The organism is Prosthecobacter vanneervenii (assembly GCF_014203095.1).
Classification (GTDB): Bacteria; Verrucomicrobiota; Verrucomicrobiia; order Verrucomicrobiales; family Verrucomicrobiaceae; genus Prosthecobacter; species Prosthecobacter vanneervenii.
Genome location: NZ_JACHIG010000001.1, coordinates 827,900 through 847,141 on the forward strand (window position 1 = coordinate 827,900; position 19,242 = coordinate 847,141).

The 19,242-nt window shown below is 62.8% G+C and carries 19 protein-coding genes; 14 read left to right on the forward strand and 5 right to left on the reverse strand.

The features are described 5' to 3' along the window. Window positions 1-127 precede the first annotated feature (127 nt). The 3 genes from HNQ65_RS03175 to HNQ65_RS03185 all read left to right on the forward strand — a co-directional run bounded on the left by HNQ65_RS03175 (window position 128) and on the right by HNQ65_RS03185 (window position 1,681). Window positions 128-1,048 (forward strand): alpha/beta hydrolase, encoded by a 921-nt coding sequence (locus HNQ65_RS03175; RefSeq protein WP_184338018.1) that lies wholly within the window; start codon window positions 128-130, stop codon window positions 1,046-1,048. Window positions 1,049-1,136: 88 nt separating this feature from the next. Further along, a complete protein-coding gene (locus tag HNQ65_RS03180; protein ID WP_184338019.1) occupies window positions 1,137-1,391 on the forward strand; it encodes an addiction module protein in 255 nt (84 codons plus the stop codon). Then, window positions 1,388-1,681, forward strand: coding sequence for a type II toxin-antitoxin system RelE/ParE family toxin (locus tag HNQ65_RS03185; RefSeq protein ID WP_184338020.1), 294 nt, complete (start codon window positions 1,388-1,390; stop codon window positions 1,679-1,681). Before HNQ65_RS03180 ends, HNQ65_RS03185 begins: the two co-directional genes overlap by 4 nt. 211 nt (window positions 1,682-1,892) lie before the next feature. Here the strand turns inward: HNQ65_RS03185 and HNQ65_RS03190 are convergent, their stop codons facing one another. After that, window positions 1,893-5,048: a DEAD/DEAH box helicase gene (locus HNQ65_RS03190; RefSeq protein ID WP_184338021.1), complete on the reverse strand. Its 3,156-nt coding sequence runs from the start codon at window positions 5,046-5,048 to the stop codon at window positions 1,893-1,895. Window positions 5,049-5,100: 52 nt separating this feature from the next. Here HNQ65_RS03190 and HNQ65_RS03195 point away from each other — a divergent pair, with 52 nt between their 5' ends. The 4 genes from HNQ65_RS03195 (at window position 5,101) to surE (ending at window position 8,820) form a co-directional block, all read left to right on the forward strand. Then, window positions 5,101-5,928, forward strand: coding sequence for a ParA family protein (locus HNQ65_RS03195; RefSeq protein ID WP_184338022.1), 828 nt, complete (start codon window positions 5,101-5,103; stop codon window positions 5,926-5,928). Window positions 5,929-5,948: 20 nt separating this feature from the next. Next, entirely contained in the window at window positions 5,949-7,025 is a 1,077-nt protein-coding gene (locus HNQ65_RS03200) for a PA0069 family radical SAM protein (RefSeq protein ID WP_184338023.1), read from the forward strand. Between the two features lie 112 nt (window positions 7,026-7,137). After that, on the forward strand, window positions 7,138-8,124 hold the full coding sequence (locus HNQ65_RS03205) for an MDR family NADPH-dependent oxidoreductase (RefSeq protein ID WP_184338024.1): 987 nt from the start codon (window positions 7,138-7,140) through the stop codon (window positions 8,122-8,124). 6 nt (window positions 8,125-8,130) lie between these two features. Then, a complete protein-coding gene (gene surE, locus HNQ65_RS03210) occupies window positions 8,131-8,820 on the forward strand; it encodes a 5'/3'-nucleotidase SurE (protein WP_184338025.1) in 690 nt (229 codons plus the stop codon). 33 nt (window positions 8,821-8,853) lie between these two features. Here the strand turns inward: surE and HNQ65_RS03215 are convergent, their stop codons facing one another. Beyond that, on the reverse strand, window positions 8,854-9,822 hold the full coding sequence (locus HNQ65_RS03215; protein ID WP_184338026.1) for a tetratricopeptide repeat protein: 969 nt from the start codon (window positions 9,820-9,822) through the stop codon (window positions 8,854-8,856). Window positions 9,823-9,911: 89 nt separating this feature from the next. After that, window positions 9,912-11,579 carry a putative transporter gene (locus HNQ65_RS03220; protein WP_184338027.1) on the reverse strand — a complete coding sequence of 556 codons (1,668 nt, stop codon included), beginning with the start codon at window positions 11,577-11,579 and terminating at the stop codon, window positions 9,912-9,914. A 146-nt stretch (window positions 11,580-11,725) separates the two neighbouring features. On the opposite strand from HNQ65_RS03220, the gene HNQ65_RS03225 reads away from it, so the two are divergent. From HNQ65_RS03225 to nth, 7 genes are all read left to right on the forward strand, one after another. Continuing rightward, the gene (locus tag HNQ65_RS03225; protein ID WP_184338028.1) at window positions 11,726-12,100 is read left to right on the forward strand and encodes a group I truncated hemoglobin; all 375 of its coding nucleotides are present in this window, start codon (window positions 11,726-11,728) and stop codon (window positions 12,098-12,100) included. 6 nt (window positions 12,101-12,106) lie between these two features. Beyond that, window positions 12,107-12,757, forward strand: a complete 651-nt coding sequence (locus HNQ65_RS03230) for a DUF2490 domain-containing protein (RefSeq protein WP_184338029.1) — start codon at window positions 12,107-12,109, stop codon at window positions 12,755-12,757. Between the two features lie 61 nt (window positions 12,758-12,818). Further along, window positions 12,819-14,159 carry an MFS transporter gene (locus tag HNQ65_RS03235; RefSeq protein ID WP_184338030.1) on the forward strand — a complete coding sequence of 447 codons (1,341 nt, stop codon included), beginning with the start codon at window positions 12,819-12,821 and terminating at the stop codon, window positions 14,157-14,159. A 54-nt stretch (window positions 14,160-14,213) separates the two neighbouring features. Then, entirely contained in the window at window positions 14,214-14,687 is a 474-nt protein-coding gene (locus tag HNQ65_RS03240; RefSeq protein ID WP_184338031.1) for a hypothetical protein, read from the forward strand. 21 nt (window positions 14,688-14,708) lie between these two features. Further along, window positions 14,709-15,410, forward strand: coding sequence for a CDP-alcohol phosphatidyltransferase family protein (locus tag HNQ65_RS03245; protein ID WP_184338032.1), 702 nt, complete (start codon window positions 14,709-14,711; stop codon window positions 15,408-15,410). A gap of 232 nt (window positions 15,411-15,642) precedes the next feature. Then, window positions 15,643-16,122 carry a 3D domain-containing protein gene (locus HNQ65_RS03250; RefSeq protein WP_184338033.1) on the forward strand — a complete coding sequence of 160 codons (480 nt, stop codon included), beginning with the start codon at window positions 15,643-15,645 and terminating at the stop codon, window positions 16,120-16,122. Between the two features lie 40 nt (window positions 16,123-16,162). Continuing rightward, on the forward strand, window positions 16,163-16,816 hold the full coding sequence (nth, locus tag HNQ65_RS03255; protein WP_184338034.1) for an endonuclease III: 654 nt from the start codon (window positions 16,163-16,165) through the stop codon (window positions 16,814-16,816). Between the two features lie 33 nt (window positions 16,817-16,849). Here nth and HNQ65_RS03260 read toward each other — a convergent pair whose 3' ends face one another. Then, window positions 16,850-17,626, reverse strand: a complete 777-nt coding sequence (locus tag HNQ65_RS03260) for a hypothetical protein (RefSeq protein ID WP_184338035.1) — start codon at window positions 17,624-17,626, stop codon at window positions 16,850-16,852. A gap of 411 nt (window positions 17,627-18,037) precedes the next feature. After that, window positions 18,038-19,174 (reverse strand): ROK family transcriptional regulator, encoded by a 1,137-nt coding sequence (locus HNQ65_RS03265; RefSeq protein WP_221306023.1) that lies wholly within the window; start codon window positions 19,172-19,174, stop codon window positions 18,038-18,040. Window positions 19,175-19,242 lie beyond the last annotated feature (68 nt).

Here is a 19,242-nt window from a genome sequence, read left to right on the forward strand (position 1 = left end):
TCGAGAGCGATGGGCCATGGGAGAGCGTGAGGGATCGGGACGATCCCTCTCCTCCAGAACGCTGGCGCGCTGACTGAAGCTCTTGACTCCGTTCTGAGGGCATGAATGCATGGCACTTATCCGCCCCATGCCTTCACTCCGTTTTTCTTTTCTTTGTGCGCTCGGCCTGATGGCTGGCGCTCCGCTTTCCGCACAGCAGCCCGCCGCGCCTGCGCCGACTCAGGCCAATGTGCCGTATGGCAAGCATGCGAAGCAGGTGCTGGATTTTTACCAGGCCAAGGCGGCGGACGGCGGTGCGACTCCCCTGCTCTTCTTTGTGCATGGCGGCGGTTGGATGACGGGAGACAAGGTGAACCCGGACTTTCTCAAGCAATGCCTGGATGACGGGATCTCGGTGGCGTCGATCAACTACCGCTTCATCCCGGATGCGCAGGCGGAAGGAATCACGCCGCCGGTTAAGGCGTGTCTGGATGACTCGGCGCGGGCGCTGCAGTTTGTGCGCAGCAAGGCGGCGGAGTGGCACATTGACAAGAACCGCATCGGCGGCTGCGGTGGCTCGGCAGGCGGATTCACGGTGCTGTGGCTGGGATTCTCCCCTGACATGGCGGACCCGAAAAGTACTGATCCGATCGCGCATGAGTCCACGCGGCTGAAGTGTGTGCTGGCCTTTGTGCCGCAGACCACACTGGACCCGAAGCAGATGAAGGACTGGATTCCCAACCTCGATTACGGCCCACACGCGTTTGGTCTGGGGAGCATGCAGGAGTTTCTGGACAAGCGGGAGAGTCTGATGCCGTGGATTGAGCGCTTCTCCCCGTATGCGCTGGCCAGCAAGGATGATCCGCCGGTGCTGCTGTTTTATGACAGCGTCGCGGACCTGGGCAAGCCGCCAGCGAAAGACCCGGTGCACTCCGGCAACTTCGGCGCGGGGATCGCGGACAAGCTGAAGGCCGAGGGGATCGAGCACGAGATCAACTACAACAACGACTACGGGCACATGAAGTACCCGAACCTATTTTCGTTTTTGAAGGAGAAGCTGGGGAGGTAGGCGCGCCTTGTTTTTTGGAGGAGTCCAAAAGCACACTCTCGGTGCATCCATAGTTGAAATCGCTACCGCTGACGGATAGAATCTGCCCATGACCGCGACCTTTAACGCTGTTCTGGAACAGGCTCTCCAGTTGCCTGCCGGAGAACGTTCCCGCATCGCCGCCCGGCTCATTGAGAGTGTGGATGATGCCGACGATGTGGAGATGAGTCCGGCTTGGAGTGCGGAAATTGAAAACCGCATGGAATCCATCCGCCAGGGAACCGCCACGCTCGTGGCTCACGATGAGGTCATGGCCGGAGTCCGTCGCAAACTTGCCGCCCAGAGCGTAGCAAAACAAGCATGAGGATTCTCTGGCACGACGCCGCCGTCTTCGAACTGGAAGAAGCCGCGCTTTATTATGGCGGCATCGATGACGAACTGGGCCAAAGATTTACAACCGCCGCCGAGATCGTTATTGCCGAGATCAACGCACGCCCTGAATTGAAGCGAAAATTCGACGGCGAGGCACGCAAGGCCCGTTTGAAGCGATTCCCGTATGCCATTGTTTATTGGATTGATGGCAGTGATCTCCGCATCATTGCCGTGATGCACCTGCACCGCGAACCAGGCTACTGGCATAAGCGGGTGGAGTAAACCCATGCCAGAATTGGGCAACGGCCACTCTCTTCCCCGACATTCTAGACCTGTTCTCAAAAAGCCTGTCACCTTGCCCGGGCGGCGGAGCGGCCCCATGGGCTGCGTTGGTCGCTTGCCTGTTATTTTCAAATAGCAGGCGGCGCTCCCGCCTTGCCACTGGGGCCGCTGCGCTCGCCGGTTCAATCGGACATTCTTTTCGAGAACAGGTCTACTGCCCAATCAGTTCCTCCAGATCCTGCTCGGTAAGCCCTTCCATCATGGGGGTTTGGTCGTTGAGGGCGGCTTCGACGAGGCCGCGTTTTTGGGCCTGGAGTTTGAGGATGCGTTCTTCGACGGTGCCGCGAATGGCGAGGCGGTAGGCATTGACGACTTTCTGCTGGCCGATGCGGTGGGCGCGGTCGATGGCCTGGGATTCGACGGCGGGGTTCCACCAGGGGTCGGCGAGGATGACGTTGTCGGCGGCGGTGAGGTTGAGGCCGTAGCCGCCGGCCTTGAGGCTGATGAGGAAGATGCGGCAGGCGGGGTCTTTCTGGAAGCGGGCGACCTGGGCGGGGCGGTCCTGGCTGCTGCCGTCGAGGTAGGCGTGGTCGAGCTTTTCCGCCTGGAGGTGATCTCGCATGAGGCGGAGGAACTGGACGAACTGGCTGAAGACGAGGAGCTTGCCGCCTGACTCGAGCACGGACTGGATCTGGCCGAGGAGGGCGGGCCATTTGCCAGAGAGGTCGTCCTGGTCGAGGCCTTTGATGACGTCTGGCTGGACGCCGGTGAGGCGGAGGTCGCAGCAGACCTGGCGGAGACGGAGGAGGACGGTGAACATGGTCATCTTGGCCCCGCCCTGGCCGGAGCGGCGGCGGGCGGCCTTGATCTCCTCCCGACCTTCTTCGAGGATCTTGCGGTAGAACTCGCTCTGGACGGTGCTGGGGGTACACCAGAGGATCTGCTCGATCTTTTCGGGGAGGTCTTTGAGGACCTGGCGCTTGGTGCGGCGGAGGAAGAAGGGCTGTGTGAGCTTCTGCAGGCGCAGGGCGGCGGCGCGCCCGGCGGGGAGGTCGAGGCCGGACTGGATGGGGGTCTCGAAACGCTCTTTGAAGGAGCTCTGGTTTCCGAGGTAGCCGGGCAGGGTGAACTGGAAGATGGACCAGAGATCGCGCACGCCGTTTTCCAAAGGGGTGCCGGTGAGGGCGATGCGGCCGGTGGATCTGAGGCTGCGGAGGGTCTTGGCGGCGTCGGTGTCGGGATTTTTGATGAAGCTGGCTTCATCCAGGAGCACCAGACCGAGCTGGAGGGACTGGTAGTGCTTCACGTCTCTGACGATGAGCTGATAGGAGGTCAGGACGACATCGAATTGGGGGATGGATTGGAGCGCCTTTTCGCGGCCGGAGCCCTGGACGAGGAGGACTTTGAGGGAGGGGGCAAAGCGCTCGAACTCAGACTGCCAGTTGCTGAGCAGGGATTTGGGGCAGACGACGAGGACGGGGCCGCCCTGGGGGCCTTTGCGCTGTTTGTAAAAGAGGGCGACGGCGATGCTCTGCACGGTTTTGCCGAGACCCATTTCGTCGGCCAAAATGCCGCCGCGACCGCGTAGGACGCGGGAGGTCATCCAGCAAACGCCTTCCATCTGGTAGGGTCGGAGCATGGTGGCGAGGGGGCCGATCTCGGTGCTGACCTCATCACTGGTAACTTTTATATCGTTACTTTGATCCACATCCGCATGACCGAAATAGGAGGCGTGGGCACCGTGGACGCGGGCACCATTGGGGGTGAGCTCGAGGGGGACATCGCGGAGGGATTCCTCCAAATCATCGACGGCGGCGATGTCGAGAATGTAACGCTTGCCATTGGCTCCCTGGACGGAGCGCTGGCCGGAACGGACGAGGCGGAGGACCTCGGTGCGGGGGAGGCGGAAGCCGTCGGCGGATTCGTAGGCGAGCTCCATGCTGAGCCAGTCGCCACCGCCAGAGCGGCCACCTGCGCCCTCGGCCTGACCGGGAGGTGGGACGAAGCGGGTGCGGGGTGCGATGCGCTGGATGCCGCGTGTGGCGGAGCGCCAGCGGTCACCTTCTGTAACGGTGGCAACGCTACGCAACAGTGTCAGTTCGGAAGCGTAAAAGCGGAGGACGTTTTCGCTACCCTGGAGACGCCAGAGGGTGCCCTCGGGCTTGAAGCCGAGGCTCTCCATGCGGCGGAGAAGGCGGATTTCCTCATCCACGTTTTGAGCGTAAAAGACAAAAGCATTGGATTCGTCCTGAATGGGAAACAGCGATGCAGGCGGCTCACCAAGGCGCACGGGCCATCGTTGAGAATTGTAACGAGCAAATAGTTTCGCATCGACCACTTGTAACGATCCGTCGAGCTGGATTTCGAACTCGCAAGGGACGGGCGCGACGTGGAATTTCTCCAGTCCTGGGCCGCGCAGCTCGAGCTGGAAGCATTCGCCGAGGGACTCGCCCTGCTCAGCCAACCAGCGTAACGGACGGGTAACGGAACCACGGTTAAGATCCCCGGCCAGAGTGGTGAGGGCTGGGGTGTCTGCCAGATGGCGGAAGAGGGAGGCGGTCTCCAAGCAGAGCCACCAAGGGCCGAGGACATGGCACTGCTGGCCGCCCTCCAATCGGAGGCGGACGTTTTGGGAGTCGGCCATCTCGACGACCATCGGCAGGCGGACGTGCTCCGGGGCGACGTGGAGGGGGCGCTCCTTGCCATTGGGCCGGCCGATGAAGACCCGGGGGTGCTCGGCGAGGGTCTGCAGGAAGGTGTGCACGCTGTCCCCGCGCAGGGAGATGGGGAGGGTCTGCGGCTGCTTGACGCCCTGAGAGACGAGCCAGGCGGCGAGGAGGGAGGTCTCGGAGTCGCTGCCGCCGGGCTCGAACCGGATGAAAACGCCGACGGGCTCGCGGAGCTGGCCCTGAAGGAGAGTGTCCGGGAGGTAGATGGAGTAGCGGCCGGGGATGTGGAGGGGGGCGAGGGTGGGGCTCGGGGGCTTGGCTGGAGCGGGGGCCGGGCCGGGGCTGGCAGCGCCGCGCGGTCCGGAGGCGGAAGGAGCCGGGGCTGGGGAACGTGCGCCGGCGGCGGGCCTGCTGCCACCTGATTGCTGGCGGACGTGGGCCAGGGCGACGGCAAGGGCGTGCTCGCACATCATGCCGCTGCGGCGGGCATGGGGGCAGGTGCAGAGGTTTTCCACATCGGAGGAGGTGCGGATGCGGAGGCCGGTGGTGAATTTCATCTTTCCGGAGCCTGCGGTGCCGCGGATGATGCCGTCGGCGCTGCTGGTGACGGCGGCCAGCCCTGCGTCCACGAGAGAGCGGGCGGACTTCATGACCGCCCAGCCGCCGATGTCTCCAAGCCATTTCTCTGTGATTTCCATTTCGTGCTGGCGTCTCCCATGGTTTATCTGCAAAGTCCAGTGCCAAGTGCCTATGAGGATTGTCGCCATTTCCAACCAGAAGGGGGGCGTCGGTAAAACGACGACCGCATTGAACCTTGCCGCATGCCTTTCCCAGCTGGGAGTGAGGGTGCTGCTGGTGGACCTAGACCCGCAGGCCAACGCCACGAGCGGACTGGGTCTGGCACAGGAAGAAGGCGGCAGCATTTATTCCGCACTGGTGGAGGGGGCCGACCCACGCCAGGCGATCCGCAGCACGAGGCTGCCAAATCTTTCGATCATCCGCTCCCACCAGGAGCTGGCGGGGTGCGAGATCGAGCTGGCGCAGTCTGGGAACCACCTGGGCCGGCTGAAGGATGTACTGACGCCCCTGCGGGAGTCCGGCCACTTTGACTACGCGATCCTGGACACGCCGCCCTCCCTGGGGGTGCTCATGACCGGCGCACTGGCGGCGGCTGACGAGTTGCTGGTGCCGATCCAGTGCGAGTACTTTGGCTTGGAAGGTCTGTCGAAAATCGTGAGCGTGGTGCAGCAGATCCGCGACTGCGGGGCAAACCCGAACCTGGTGCTGGAGGGGATCGTGATGACGATGTACGACAGCCGTGCCAATCTGGCCAACCAGGTGGTGAACGATGTGCGCAACTACTTTGCGGAGATCTGCTACCAGACGGTGATCCCACGCACGGTGCGCCTGGGCGAGGCGCCGAGCTTTGGCAAGAGCATCATCGAGTATGAGTACTCCGGCCGTGGAGCGCAGGCCTACCGCGCGCTGGCGGAGGAATTCCTAGCACGCCGCTCCGGTGCGGCGCAGGCTGCGGCAGCGGAGGAATCCCCTGCCCCGGCTGAAGCGGCCGCCGCCTGAGGCTGGCCGTAGTACCGTGCATGCAGACACCCCACAGCCCCCAGAGCGGAGAGGGGCGAGGTGTGCACGGGCGCGGTGCGGCGGTGAATCCGGACCAGCGCTTTTCCGAGCTGCATGTGGACTATGACCCGGGCGAAGGACCGGAGAAGGTGGTGACGAAGTTTCTGCGGGACCATTCCTCCAGCATCATCGCCCAGCACCAGAGTCCGGACCTGCCTTTCTCGGCGAGCCTGAACCCCTACCGTGGGTGCGAGCACGGCTGTGCGTACTGCTATGCGCGGCCGACGCATGAGTACCTGGGCTTCTCCCCGGGGCTGGACTTTGAGTCCCGGATCATGGTGAAGGAGAACGCCCCTGCCCTGCTGCGCGAGGCACTGCTGAAGCCGAGCTACAAGCCGGTGACGCTGTCACTCAGCGGAGTGACGGACTGCTACCAGCCGATCGAGAAGAAGCTGCGGATCACGCGCGGATGCCTGGAGGTGCTGGCGGAGTGCCGACACCCGGTGGTGCTGATCACGAAGAACCACCTGATCACTCGGGATGTGGACCTGCTGGCGGAGCTGGCGCGCTACCATGCGACGGCGGTGTACATTTCGATCACCACGCTGAAGCCGGAGCTGGCGCACAAACTGGAGCCACGGGCCTCCGCACCCAAGATGCGGCTGGAGGCGATAAGGATGCTGCATGAGGCCGGGGTGCCCGTGGGTGTGGCGACGGCGCCGATCATCCCCGGACTGAACGACTCGGAGATCCCGGCGCTGATCGAGGCGGCGCAGGCGGCCGGGGCGCAGTTTGCCGGCTACACGGTGGTGCGGCTGCCCTTTGCGGTGAAGGATGTCTTCAAGGCGTGGCTGGACCAGCACTTTCCGGGGATGAAGGACAAGATCCTGAACCGGATCGAAGAGACACAGGGGCGCACGATGTCTCACGGCGAATTTGGCAAGCGGCTCAAAGGCGTGGGTGTGTGGTCTGAGCAGACAGCGGCGCTCTTCCGCGTGGCCCTGACGCGAGCCGGGCTGCTGCACCGGAGGCCGGAGGTCAGTGCGGAGGCATTCCGCCGGCCGCGAGATCCGGGCGGGCAGATGGAGCTGTTTTGAGGGTGCATTGATGTGGCAGGCGGATTGCCCGTGCGACTTGCCATCCCCCTGCTCCGCCCCACAGTGAGGAAACATTGTCGGCCCCTGCCCTTCCAAGCGTATCCCCTCCCCCATGACGTCCCAGTTTCTTCAATTCGACCGCACCGGCAATCCTGCCGAAGTTTTGCAGCTTCAAGAGCGCAAGCTCACGCCGCCGGAGGGGCATGAGGTGCGGGTGCGTATGCGGTATGCACCGGTGAATCCAGCGGACCTAAATTTCATGGAGGGCACATACGGCCGTGCGGCGCATCCGCCGTGCACGCCCGGGCATGAGGGCTGCGGCGAGGTGGAGGCGGTGGGGGACAAGGTGACGTCTCTGGAGAAGGGCGATGTGGTGATGCCGCTGGTGGGCACGGGCTGCTGGACGCAGCACCTCACGGCGCCGGAGCACCACTTTGCCAAGCTGCCGCCGCAGATCGACCAGGTGCAGGCGAGCATGCTGCGCATCAATCCGGTCACGGCCTGGGCGCTGCTGAAGTACTACACCGAGCTGCCCAAGGGCGCATGGGTGGCGCAGAATGCGGCGAACTCCGGCGTAGGCCGCGCCTTCATCCAGCTGGCGAAGCACCTGGGCCTGCGCACGATCAACTTTGTGCGGCGTGCCGAGCTGGTCGATGAATTGAAAACACTCGGCGCCGATGTCGTGCTGCTGGACAGCGATGAGGGCGTGGCCGAGGCGAAGAAGATCGTGGGGCATGAGCCGGTGATGCTGGCCACGAACGCGGTGGGCGGCGACAGCGCGATCCACCTGATGGATCTACTCAGCCCTGAGGGCATCCTGGTGACCTACGGTGCGATGAGCCGCCGCAGCCTGAAGGTGCCCAACAAGTTTCTCATCTTTAAAAACCTGCAGCTTCACGGGCTGTGGATCACCAAGTGGTTTGAGAAGGCCACCACGGCGGAGCTTTACCAAGTGCTGGACCCGCTGGTGCGGATGATCGAGACCAACGACCTGGTGACGGCCATCGATGAGATCGTGCCGCTGGCGGAGTACCAGCGTGCCATCAAGCGGGCGCAGGAGGGGGCGCGTGGCGGCAAGGTGATCCTGGATCTGGCCTAAAAACTCATGCACGTACTTCTGACGAATGATGATGGCATCTCCGCGCCTGGACTGCAGGCACTGGAAAATGCGGTGAAACACCTGGGCTGGGATTACAGCATCGTGGCTCCGGCCACGGAGCAGAGCCAGTGCGGCCACCGGGTGACGACACACCAGCCGCTGCAGGTGGAGACACGCGGAGAGAACCGCCACGCGGTGCACGGCACGCCGGCCGACTGCGTGCGGCTGGCACTCTTTGCGCTGGATTTAAAACCTGACCTCGTGCTCTCCGGCGTGAATGCCGGGGGCAATCTGGGGCAGGACATCGTGATCTCCGGCACCGTGGCGGCGGCGCGTGAGGCGGCGTATCATGGCATCCGCAGCATGGCGCTCTCCCATTACCTGATCCGGGAGCTGAAGGTGGACTGGGAACGTACGGCGGCGTGGATGGCGGAGATCGTGCGGGAGCTGCACGCGCAAGAGCACACGCATAGCACGTTTTGGAACATCAATCTGCCCCATCTGCCCGCAGGTGCGGCGGAGCTGCCTGCACGTGTGCAGTGCCATCCAGCGCGGTCACCGCTGAATGTGAGCTACCACAAGGCGGAGGCAGGCTACACGTACAATGCCAGCTATGCCTCGCGACCACGTGATCCGGGCTCGGATGTGGAGGCGTGCTTTGGCGGCCGTGTGGCGGTGACGCTGCTGCGGGTGTGAGGCTTCGAATCCTGCGAAGGAAGCTGACTGACTCTATTTGCGCGGGCCCTTCAGGCCGGTCACGAGCTTTTGCAGTTCCTTGGTGTGCGGGTGGTCGGGGCCAAAGGTGTTTTTGAAAACGGTGAGCGCCTCCTCGGCCTCCTGCAGGGATTCGGGGTATTTTTTGGCCATGGTCAAGCAGAAGGCCAGCTGGGAGCGCAGCAGGGCGGTGTCGGGGTGCGCCTTGCCGGGGTGTTTGTCCATGTAGGCCAGCACGGCGCGGTATTCCTTTTCCGCCTCGGAGAGGTGGCCCTGATCGCGCATCACAGTGGCCAGGGTGCCGCGCGCCACGAGCGTGGGCTGGCTGCTGGGTCCGAGCACTCGCTCGTCGATCTGGATGACGTCTCTCAGCTCTGTTTCAGCCTCGGCCAATTTGCCGGCGTCGCAGAGCACGGTGGCGAGGTTGCCCCGGTTGAGCAGCGTGGCCTGATGCTCCGGGCCATAAACACGCTTGAAGTCCTCGGTGACAGCGCGCACCTCCTTTTCGGCCTCGGCATATTTGTGGTCTTCGTGCAGAGCCTCCGCGAGCGCATTGTGGATGCGCAGGGTCTCGGGTTTGTCAGCGCCGGAATGTTTGATGTGGCCCAGCCAGGAGGCACGCAGCTCCGTCACGGCCTCGGCGGATTTTCCCTGGGCGCGCAGGCAGTTTCCCAGTGCGCCCTGGCACTGCGGGAGGAGCGGATTGTCCGGACCAAAGAGCGAGGTGAACTCCGCCACGAGAGAGCGCAGCACCTTCTCAGCCTCGACAAATTTGCCAGCCTGGAGGAGATCGCGCGCCTCGGCCTGATGCTTCTTGATCTCATCGGCCTTTTTCTGCATTTCCGGCGGCATGTTTTTGGGCATCGGCAGGTCAGGAGGAGACCCGGGAGGGCTGCCCGGGGCGTCTGCGGCGCGCAGCACGGCGGGGGCTGCCAGGAGTGCGAGTGCGGTGATGAGATGACGAATGGCAAAGACGGGCTTCATGACGATGCGTTGGGGCGGCCAATATCAAACGCCAGAGTGTGGCGAAAGTCTTGTGTTTTCAGCGCAGTTTCGGCGGCTTTGCAGCGGGCTCAGCAGAGCTGCGCGATGACCTGCGCCACTACAATACGCAGCAGCATTGTGAGCGGGTACACGGTGGCATAGGCCACGGCGGGCGAGTCGCAGCGTGCCATGGCGGTGGCAAAGGCGAGCGCGGGCGGATCCGTCATGCCGCCGGAAAGAAGGCCGCAGATGGTCATAAAGTTGACCTTGTGCAGTCGGCGGGCCAGGAAGCCCACCACCAGCAGCGGCAGCATGGTGACGAGGACACCGAGCAGCACCCACTGCAAGCCCTGCGCGGAGAAGACAGTGGCGGCAAAGTGCTCGCCAGAGAGCAGGCCCACATTGGCCAGGAAGAGGATGATGCCCAGCTCGCGGAGGGCGCGGTTGGCATTCAGCGGCATGTGCATGACCATGGGCCCGAGGCGCCCGAGATGGCTCATCAATATGGCGACGACGAGTGGCCCGCCAGCCAGCCCCAGGCGCACGGGAGCAGGCAGGCCTGCGATTTGCAGCGGGTAAAGACCCAGCAGCACACCGAGGAGAATGCCTGCAAAGATGGCGGCAAACTTGGTCTCCTGCAGCACATGCACCTCATTGCCGAGCGTGCGGGTGGCGGCATTGAGGGAGTCTTCATCTCCCACGAGCTGGAGCGTATCGCCAAACTGCAGGCGCAGATCCGGCAGCGCGGTGAAGAAGAGATCGCCTCGGCTGACGCGGGTGACGGTGACACCGTGGAAGTGATCCAGCCCCAGCTCATGCACGGTTTTGCCGAGCAGCTTTTTGCTGGTGAGCACCACGCGGCGGTAGGTGATGCGACCGGGGGCCTTCATGAGATTCTCCTCGCTGATGCTGCCAATGATGAGGCGAAACTGATCCAGGTGTGACTGCGTACCCACGGCCATGATGACATCCCCCACATGCAACACGGTGTCTGGCGTGGCAGCGGCAACCTCAACCGCAGCGGCCGGGCGATGGCGGGAAATGACCACGCTGTTTTCCTGAATGCCCAGCACGTGGGCGATGCTGACGCCGTTGAGGTTGGCATTTTCCACCCGCAGGTTCAAACGCTGCAGGGGCTCCACACCCGCGCCCTGCTCCTGACGGAAGAGCTGCGCCTCCTGCTCCACATCCACTTTGAAGACAACGCGCAGGGCGATGAGAGAGACGATGATGCCCACGATGGCCAGCGGATAAGCTGCGGCATAGGAGAGCGCGGGCAGCGTGACCAGCACAGGATCCGCATGCGCCGCGGTTAGCGCCTGCTGTGCCGCGCCGAGTGCGGGGGTGTTGGTGGTGGCACCGGCAAAGAGGCCCGCCACTGCGGGCAGCGGCATGCCAAAGAGCCAGCCGCCGGCCAGCGCCACCGCAGCGCCCAGCAGCACGAGGGCGAGCGCGTAGCCATTGAGCAAACGGCCCTGGCGCTTGAGCGAAGCAAAGAAACTCGGCCCCATCTGCATGCCCAGTGCGAAGACGAATAGCACGAGGCCAAACTCCTTTAAAAAATGCGCCACCTCCGCGTCTGGCCGCAGGCCAAAGTGCGCGGCCGCCAGCCCCGCAAACAACACCCCCGCCGTGCCGAGCCGCACTCCTTTGACCCGGATGTGGCCCAGACCAATGCCGCCGAGAATAACGATGCTGTAAATGAGCAGCGAGGCGGCGACGGGGTTGTCCTGATGCAGGGATTGCAAAAACGGCATGGTTCTTCGATTGGCACATTCAATGCCAGATGCGCAATGCTTTTGTGTGTCGTTCTTGCGTGGATGCAGAGCGCATGCTGGCATTGAATGTGCCGCGCTTGGTTTGCCACAGCAAGCGTGCACAGTTTGTGCTTAGAGGGAAGTGCATGAAAACCGAAAACACTTCTCTCTACGAACGTCTTGGCGGCGAAGACATGATCGCCGCACTCATCCCGGCCTTTTACGTACGTGTGCTGGCAGATCCTGAGCTGGGCCCGTTTTTCAAACACACGGAGCTGGAAAAGCTGCATGCCATGCAGCGCGAATTCTTCGTCATGGCCACCGGCGGACCGATCAGCTACAGCGGCCGGCCGCTGGCGCATGCGCACCATGGGCGCGGCATCACCAAGCACCACTTTGCGCTCTTTACCAGCCATCTGGTGGACACGCTGCTGGACATGGGCGTGACGCAGGAGGAGACGGATGAGGTGATCGACCGCATCAATGCAACGACGAATGAAATCACCGGCACTTCATACTGAGCACGCATGCCACGCCTGCTGCTAATCCTCGTTCTTCTTCTGCTGCAAGCACAGCTGCTGCATGCGGATGAATGGTGGGCGTGGACGAATGTGGACTACTACCGCAAGCCGCCGTGGACTGGCAGTGTGTTCATGGCCAACTTTGCCGATGAGGTGGACGGCTCGTATGCGCAGATGGTGAGCCCACGCGTAAAGTATGCCGCCGCACGGTGGCTGGATCTCGGGCTGGGGCTTTCGATGCTGCGGCTGGAAAACATCGCCACGGGAGACCGCTACGACCAGCTCCGCCCGGAGCTGGAGGTGGACCCGCATTATGAGCTGACCCAGCAGCTGCGCGTGGACTGGCGCAACCGCATGGAGTGGCGCGAGAACCAGGGCGCGCCATCCGCCGCCAACCGCACCCGCCACCGAGTGCAGGTGGCGTGGACGCTGCCGCAGCCGCTGGGGCCGCTGACGCGTGTGTTTGCCAGCGATGAGTGCCTGATGGACCTGCACCTGCGCCGGCAGACGGAGAACCGTCTGGTGCCGCTGGGGCTGACTTTCAAGATCACCGGCTCGATGGATCTGGACATCTTTTACATGATCGACTCCAAGCGGACCAAAACGACGTGGAAGCATGAGTCGGTGCTGGGCACGTACCTGCGGGTGCGGTTTTAATGCTGGTGTGAAATGACAGCTTTGCTTGTCCGCAGGCTGGTCAGCGGCGTAAGAGAGAGTCATGCCCCAGCACTCCAACGCGAGCCTCTTTGTGTGGTTCCGCATTCTCTTCAACTGCCGGTTTTACTATCCGGTGTTCACGATTCTGTTTCTGGACCTGGGGCTGAGCATTGGCGAATTTGCCGCGCTGAATGTGGTGTGGGCGCTGACGAGCGTGGTGCTGGAGGTGCCCTCCGGGGCGCTGGCAGACCGCTATGGCCGCAGGCCGCTGGTGGTGGCGGCGGGCATTCTGATGGTGCTGGAGATGGCGGTGCTCTGCCTCATGCAGCCGGGGCACCATGACCTGGTGCTGTGGCTCTTTGTGGCCAACCGCGTGCTCAGCGGCGCGGCGGAGGCCTGCGCCAGCGGGGCGGACGAGGCGCTGGCCTATGACTCCCTGCCGGAGGCGGAGCGCAGCACGCTGTGGCCGCAGATCATGGCGCGGCTCTCGCGCGGCATGGCGCTGGGTTTTGTGGTGTCTTCCATCGTGGGATCGGTGCTGTATGATCCGCACAGCGTGGCGGCCATGCTGCGCTTTATGGGACTGAATGCGGACGTGGCGAAGACCACGACGATGAAGCTGCCGCTGCTTCTCTGCCTGGGCACCGCCGCACTCTGTCTGGTGGTGACACTGCGGATGACGGAGGCGCGCACGCCCACGCCGAAAATGCCCATGCTGCAGAGCATGCGGGAGGCGTGGGGCTCCATCCTGCAAACCGGAGGCTGGATGTGGCGCACGCGTGCGGCCTTTGCCCTGATCGTGTTCGGGCTGGTATTTGACAGCATGATCCGGCTCTTTCTGACGGTGGCGAGCAACTTCTACCGGCTCGTGGGAATCGAGGAAGGATGGTACGGCGTGATCGGCACCGGAGTCTCTCTGCTGGGGCTGGTGACGGCGGGCTGGATGGAGACGAGCGCGCGGGTGATGAATGTGCGGCAGAATTTTCTCTGGCTGGGACTGGTGGTGCTGGGCGGTCTGCTGGCGGCGGCGCACCCGCAGCCGGGCTGGGCGGGGGTGGCGCTGGTGGTGCCGCTGTTTCTGAGCATGCGCTTCCTGCAGTTCTTCCTCTCCCATTACCTGAATGAGATCGTGGATTCCGCGCAGCGCGCCACGGCCCTGAGCTTCCGGGGCCTGACGATCAATCTGGCCTATGGCACGCTGACGCTGCTGTTTGGCTGGCAGACGGGCTGGGTGGGCGGGCGGCTGCACCTGAGCGCGGACGACCCGCGTGTCTTTGCGGAGTCCCTCAAGCTCTGGCCCTGGTGGTTTGCCGGCACGGTGGTGCTGGCAGGCGGCTGGGTGCTGCTGCGCTCCTTTTCCACGGCCAAAGATGAACATTCCGGCGGGGAGAGCCGTCATTAAGAGAGAAGATTCGACAAACCAACCCACCGGCGGCAGACTTCCGCCATCACCCCCATGAAAACGTCCTTTCTCACCCGCCTATGCCTGGCTGTGGCTGCAGCCGTGCTTTTTGTGCAGTGCTCCTCCACACCGCAGACTCGCATCGAGAAAAACCCGCAGATGTTTACCAAGCTGAGCCCGAAGGAGCGCCATCTCGTGACCCACGGCCTGATCTGCGAGGGCATGGGACGGGATGCCGTCTTCCTCGCCTGGGGTCGTCCGGACAGCGTGTCGGTCGGGGTGAACCGTGGCCGGGAGAGCGAGAACTGGACCTATGAAGGGCAGCAGCCAGTGCGCTCCATGAACATGGGTCTGGGCATGGGCTTCGGAGGCTGGGGCCCCTACGGCTACGGCGGCTGGGGCCCGTATGGCTTTGGCGGCTTCCCATATTGGAACAGCGGCACCTCGGTCTCTTATGTCCCCTATACCGCCGGTGTGGTGGAGTTTGTTGGCGGAAAGGTCGTGAGCTGGAAATCCACCAAACGCTGATCACCGAGCACCGCCGCCTGAATGAGCGTGCCTGAAGAGCACCTGGCCTCCCGCCGCAGCCTGAAGTCCCGCGACACCCGCTGGGCCCATGCGCTGGCGGCTTGGATGGCCCGCTGCGGCCTGACGCCCAATGCCATCTCGGTGCTGAGCGTGGTCTTTGCCGCCGGGGCGATGGGCTGCCTGATGGTGGCTGGAGACCAGAACACCACGGCGGGCACCCTTGGGGCCTGGCTGGGGGCTCTGGTCTGCATCCAGCTCCGGCTGCTGTGCAATCTGATGGACGGCATGGTGGCGGTGGAGGGAGGCAAGGGCTCGCCCGTGGGGGCCATCTATAATGATGCGCCGGACCGCGTGGCGGATGTGCTGATCCTGGTAGGAGCTGGCTACAGCGGCGCGGGAGATCCGGGGGTGGTAAAGCTTTTTCACGTCATCCCCATGGGCTGGTGCTGCGCTGTGGTGTCGGTCTGGACGGCCTACCTCCGTGTGCTGGGGGCCTCCCTAACCGCAAAGCATGACTTCCGCGGCCCCATGGCCAAGCAGCATCGCATGGCCGTGCTGAGCGGGGGCATTTTGATCGAGCTGATGCAACACCTGCTGGGCTGGGAGCGGTGGGGGATCCTGACTGCGCTGACGGTGATTTTTTTTGGTGGCCTGTGGACGTGCTGGAGGCGGCTGGCAGTGATGGCCCGGGAGGTGGAGGCGGGAGCCAAGTTGGGGAAGTGAGGCACGACATCCGGCCTCGCGAATTTGCAGCAGGCGAAGCGAGGAGACGCCCGACGGAGGCTGGGGACCAGCCTCCCTACCCTGCGCTGGGTCTGCGCAGGCCACAGTGGCAGGGCGTGTTTGCCCCGTGTGGCAAAAGTGCTCAGAAAATCAAAGATTGATTTCAATCTCGAAATACCCCACAATAACTCTTGTACAGGAAAAGTTAATAATCAGCATATTGGTAATAACGATGCGACACCTCTCCCGATTCGTACTTCTGCTCTGCGCCTGCTCTCTGGCCGCATGCTCTAGCTCCGGGCTGTTTAATCGCAACACACGCATCACCTCTGTACGCACCACGGCCTACACCCACGGCGAGGCCGACCACATCGTCTATGGTGCCAAGACGGCGGTGGGCACCCAGCTCAAATACGGCAACGTGCGCAGTGCCGCAGCGGACTGGTCTGTCTATCCCGTGGGCACCATTTTCCAGATCGAGGGCCTGCCCTACATCTACCAGGTGGACGACTACGGCTCCGCACTGGTGGGCACCAACACGATCGACCTGTACAAACCCGACAAGGCCACGATGAAGGCCTGGGGTGTGCGCAATGTGAACATCCGCGTACTGCGCTGGGGCTCATTCTCCAAGAGCCTGTCCATCATGAAGGAGCGCACCGCCTACCCGCACATCCGCCGCATGGTGGAGCGCATCCAGACCAGCTCGTAGTCTGGACAGACGGCCGGTTTTCCACCCCTTCCCCTTTCTCGTGACCAAGCAGGAGCGCGCCGACTACATTCGGGGTCGTCTGGCAGAACTGTACCCTGACCCGCCCGTGCCGCTGGACCACACGGACGCCTTTACCCTGCTGGTGGCGGTGCTGCTTTCCGCGCAGTGCACCGACGTGCGGGTGAATCAGGTGACCCCTGCGCTTTTCAAGCTGGGCCACACCCCCAAAGCACTGGCGGCTGCACCGCTGGAGGAGATCGAAGCCATCGTGCGGCCCTGCGGGCTGGGACCGCAGAAAGCGCGGGCCATCAAGGAACTTTCCCGCATCCTGCTCACGGAGCATGGCGGCCAGGTGCCAGCCTCTCTGGAGGCACTGGAGCGGCTGCCGGGCGTGGGACACAAGACTGCGCAGGTGGTGATGGCGCAGGCCTTTGGCGTACCCTCCTTTCCGGTGGACACCCACATTCACCGCCTGGCCCAGCGCTGGTGCCTGACCACTGGCAAATCCGTGACTCAGACCGAGCGCGACCTGAAGCGCCTCTTTCCCGAAGAGTCATGGAACAAGCTGCACCTGCAGATCATCTTTTACGGCCGTGAATTCTGCACGGCACGTGGCTGCGACGGTCTCAGCTGCGAGATCTGCAGCACCTGCAACGCAGGACGCAAAAAGCCGGTGAAGACCAAGAAGGCGTAAGTCCAATGCAGCAACCTGCCCGAGGGAAAACGGCTACCAGCGCAGGCGCAGGGAGGTGCGGAAAGCACGGGTGACGTTGCCGAAGTCGCCGCCAACCCCTACATCAAACATGGGCAGCACTCGGAAATACCCGGTAAGGTCGATCGTCTTGCTGTCATATTTGTCGGCGCTGCTCACCGTCACACCAGCCTGCACTTCCAGCCAGTCCAGCGGCGTGTAACGCAGGGCGGGACGCACGTAGATGGAACCGTCGCTGAAGCCCACAGAGGTGTTGGTGGCTTTCAGACTGGCATAGACGAGACCGGCCTCTGCCACAAAAGTCAGCTTATCGTTGATGAGCGCGGTATGGAAGCCCACGCCAGCCTGAATGGAAGCAAAGTCGTAGTTGGCCTTGGTGGCTCCGCCCACAGTGCCGCCGCCCCCCGGACCGCTTCCCCAAGAAGCACCAAACTTCAAGTAGAGAGGATTCATGAGGGAAACCGTCAGCGTGGCACCGATGGTATTGGCACCGGCGAAGTCACCATTTTTCGGGGCCATGTAACGGTAGTAAGCCTCGATGTTGTTGAAATTGACGATGTTAGATCCGGCGGGCTTGGTGGCATACGCTCCGGAATTAACCGGCGGGGTGTTGTTGTATCCAGTCACGCCCTGCGGCGTGTAGGATGACATGGCCCCTGGCTGAGGAGCTGAGGCGTAGGGATCAACGTAGCCTGGTGGTGGCGTGACACTGGGCGTCACCGTGGAAGGCGGAAGCGAATTGGGATAGGACGGAACGCTGGGCGTAGTACCATAGCCCGGCGGAGGCGGCATGGTGCCATAACCGGGTGGGGGAACGCCCATGACGCCATAACCGGCGGGCGCGGCATCACTATGGCAAAAGGCAATGCCAACGCAGAGAGCGCAATAAAAGATCCTTTTCATGGCAAGTGGTGCACCTATTGATTATTTAGATAAGTTAAATATTCTCTCAAATCAATAAATCCATCAAATCTTTTTTTTAGTTTTGAGATTTTCATTCGCTCCAGCGATTACAGAGCGCCTAAGCCATGACGAAGACGCTGCCTTTGAGTGCGGCCACAGGGATAATTCTCAGAACCGCGAGGTGCCGAGCCAGACGGGATTCACCATGTCAATGGCGCGCACAAATGCCTCACAGCCAATAAACTGTGAAAATAGATTGTGAAATCACCTCTAGAACAAAGAGATGCTGCCGCATCCAGTTCAGGCTGGCATCCAAGCCTCCATGGCCAGGCTGGCAGCCCCGAGCGCCCCGGCATTATCTCCCAAGGTCGAGTGCACGACCTGAAGTCCTGAATCGCGCAGTGCAGGCATCAGCTGACAGGCCGATTCAGAGATGGACTGGCAGAAACGCTCTCCCAAAACCGTGAGCGGCCCATGCAGTATGAAAACGCCTGTGTCCAGGATCATGTGCAGACAACCAATCACCCGGGCATAGTCCATGCAAACCTCATCCCAAGCTTTGCCAGTGACGTCTGCCACGGCGGCGAGAGCAGCGCGCAGATCCTCGGGCTGCTTGGCCCGCGGCCCCACACCTGCCAGCCGTCTCCAGGTGGCCGGTGCACTCAAGGCGTGGTGCATTTCTTGTGTGGCCCCTTTGGGGTCACCGCCGAGCGGCCAGGGCCAGCGCCCCACCTCACCCGCCGTAAAGTGCGCCCCCTCGATGAGCTGCCCATTTTGAACAATCGCCGCGCCAAAACCGCTGCGCGGCCCGAGGATGATGTAGTTATTGAGATCATGCCCGCGACCGAACCAGCGCTCTGCCAGCGCGATGGCGCGGAGGTTGTTTTGCAGAATGACGGGCACGCCCAGTTTGGGGCCGATCATTTCCACCACCGGCACGTTGTTCCAGTCTGCAATGAAGGCGTAATGCAGCCCCACTCCGGAGTGTGCATTGACCAGCCCTGGCACGCCGAGGCCCGCAAAGAGCAGCGAGCCTTTCATCTTTGTGCCCAGCCGTGCAACGCAGCTCAGGATGGATTTGATGACGCTTTCCGCTGTGGCATCCGCCGGAACTGCCGTCTCCACCGATGCCTGCACGGCACCGGAAAAATCCACACCCGCCGCCTGGATGCGCTGGGCATTGAACTCCACACCGGCAAACCAGCCCGCATCTGACCTCGTGGTGAGGATGCGCCGTGGGCGGCCCATGGGCCCCTGATTGAGACCGGACTCATCCAGATAGCCGTCGGCGATGAGCTGGTCGATGTACAAGCCTGTGGTGGAAGGCGAAATAGCCAGCGCCTTGGCAAGAGTAGTGCGGGAAGTAGCCCTGCCGCTGCGCACGTGCAACACGGCTGCCCCGAGGGTCTCACGTTGGAAAATTGGATTTTTTCGCATTCGAACAAAAAGCGTGTTGATCTCTAGCTGTCCAGCGGGATCAGTGCGGGCAACTCTACAATTACTTC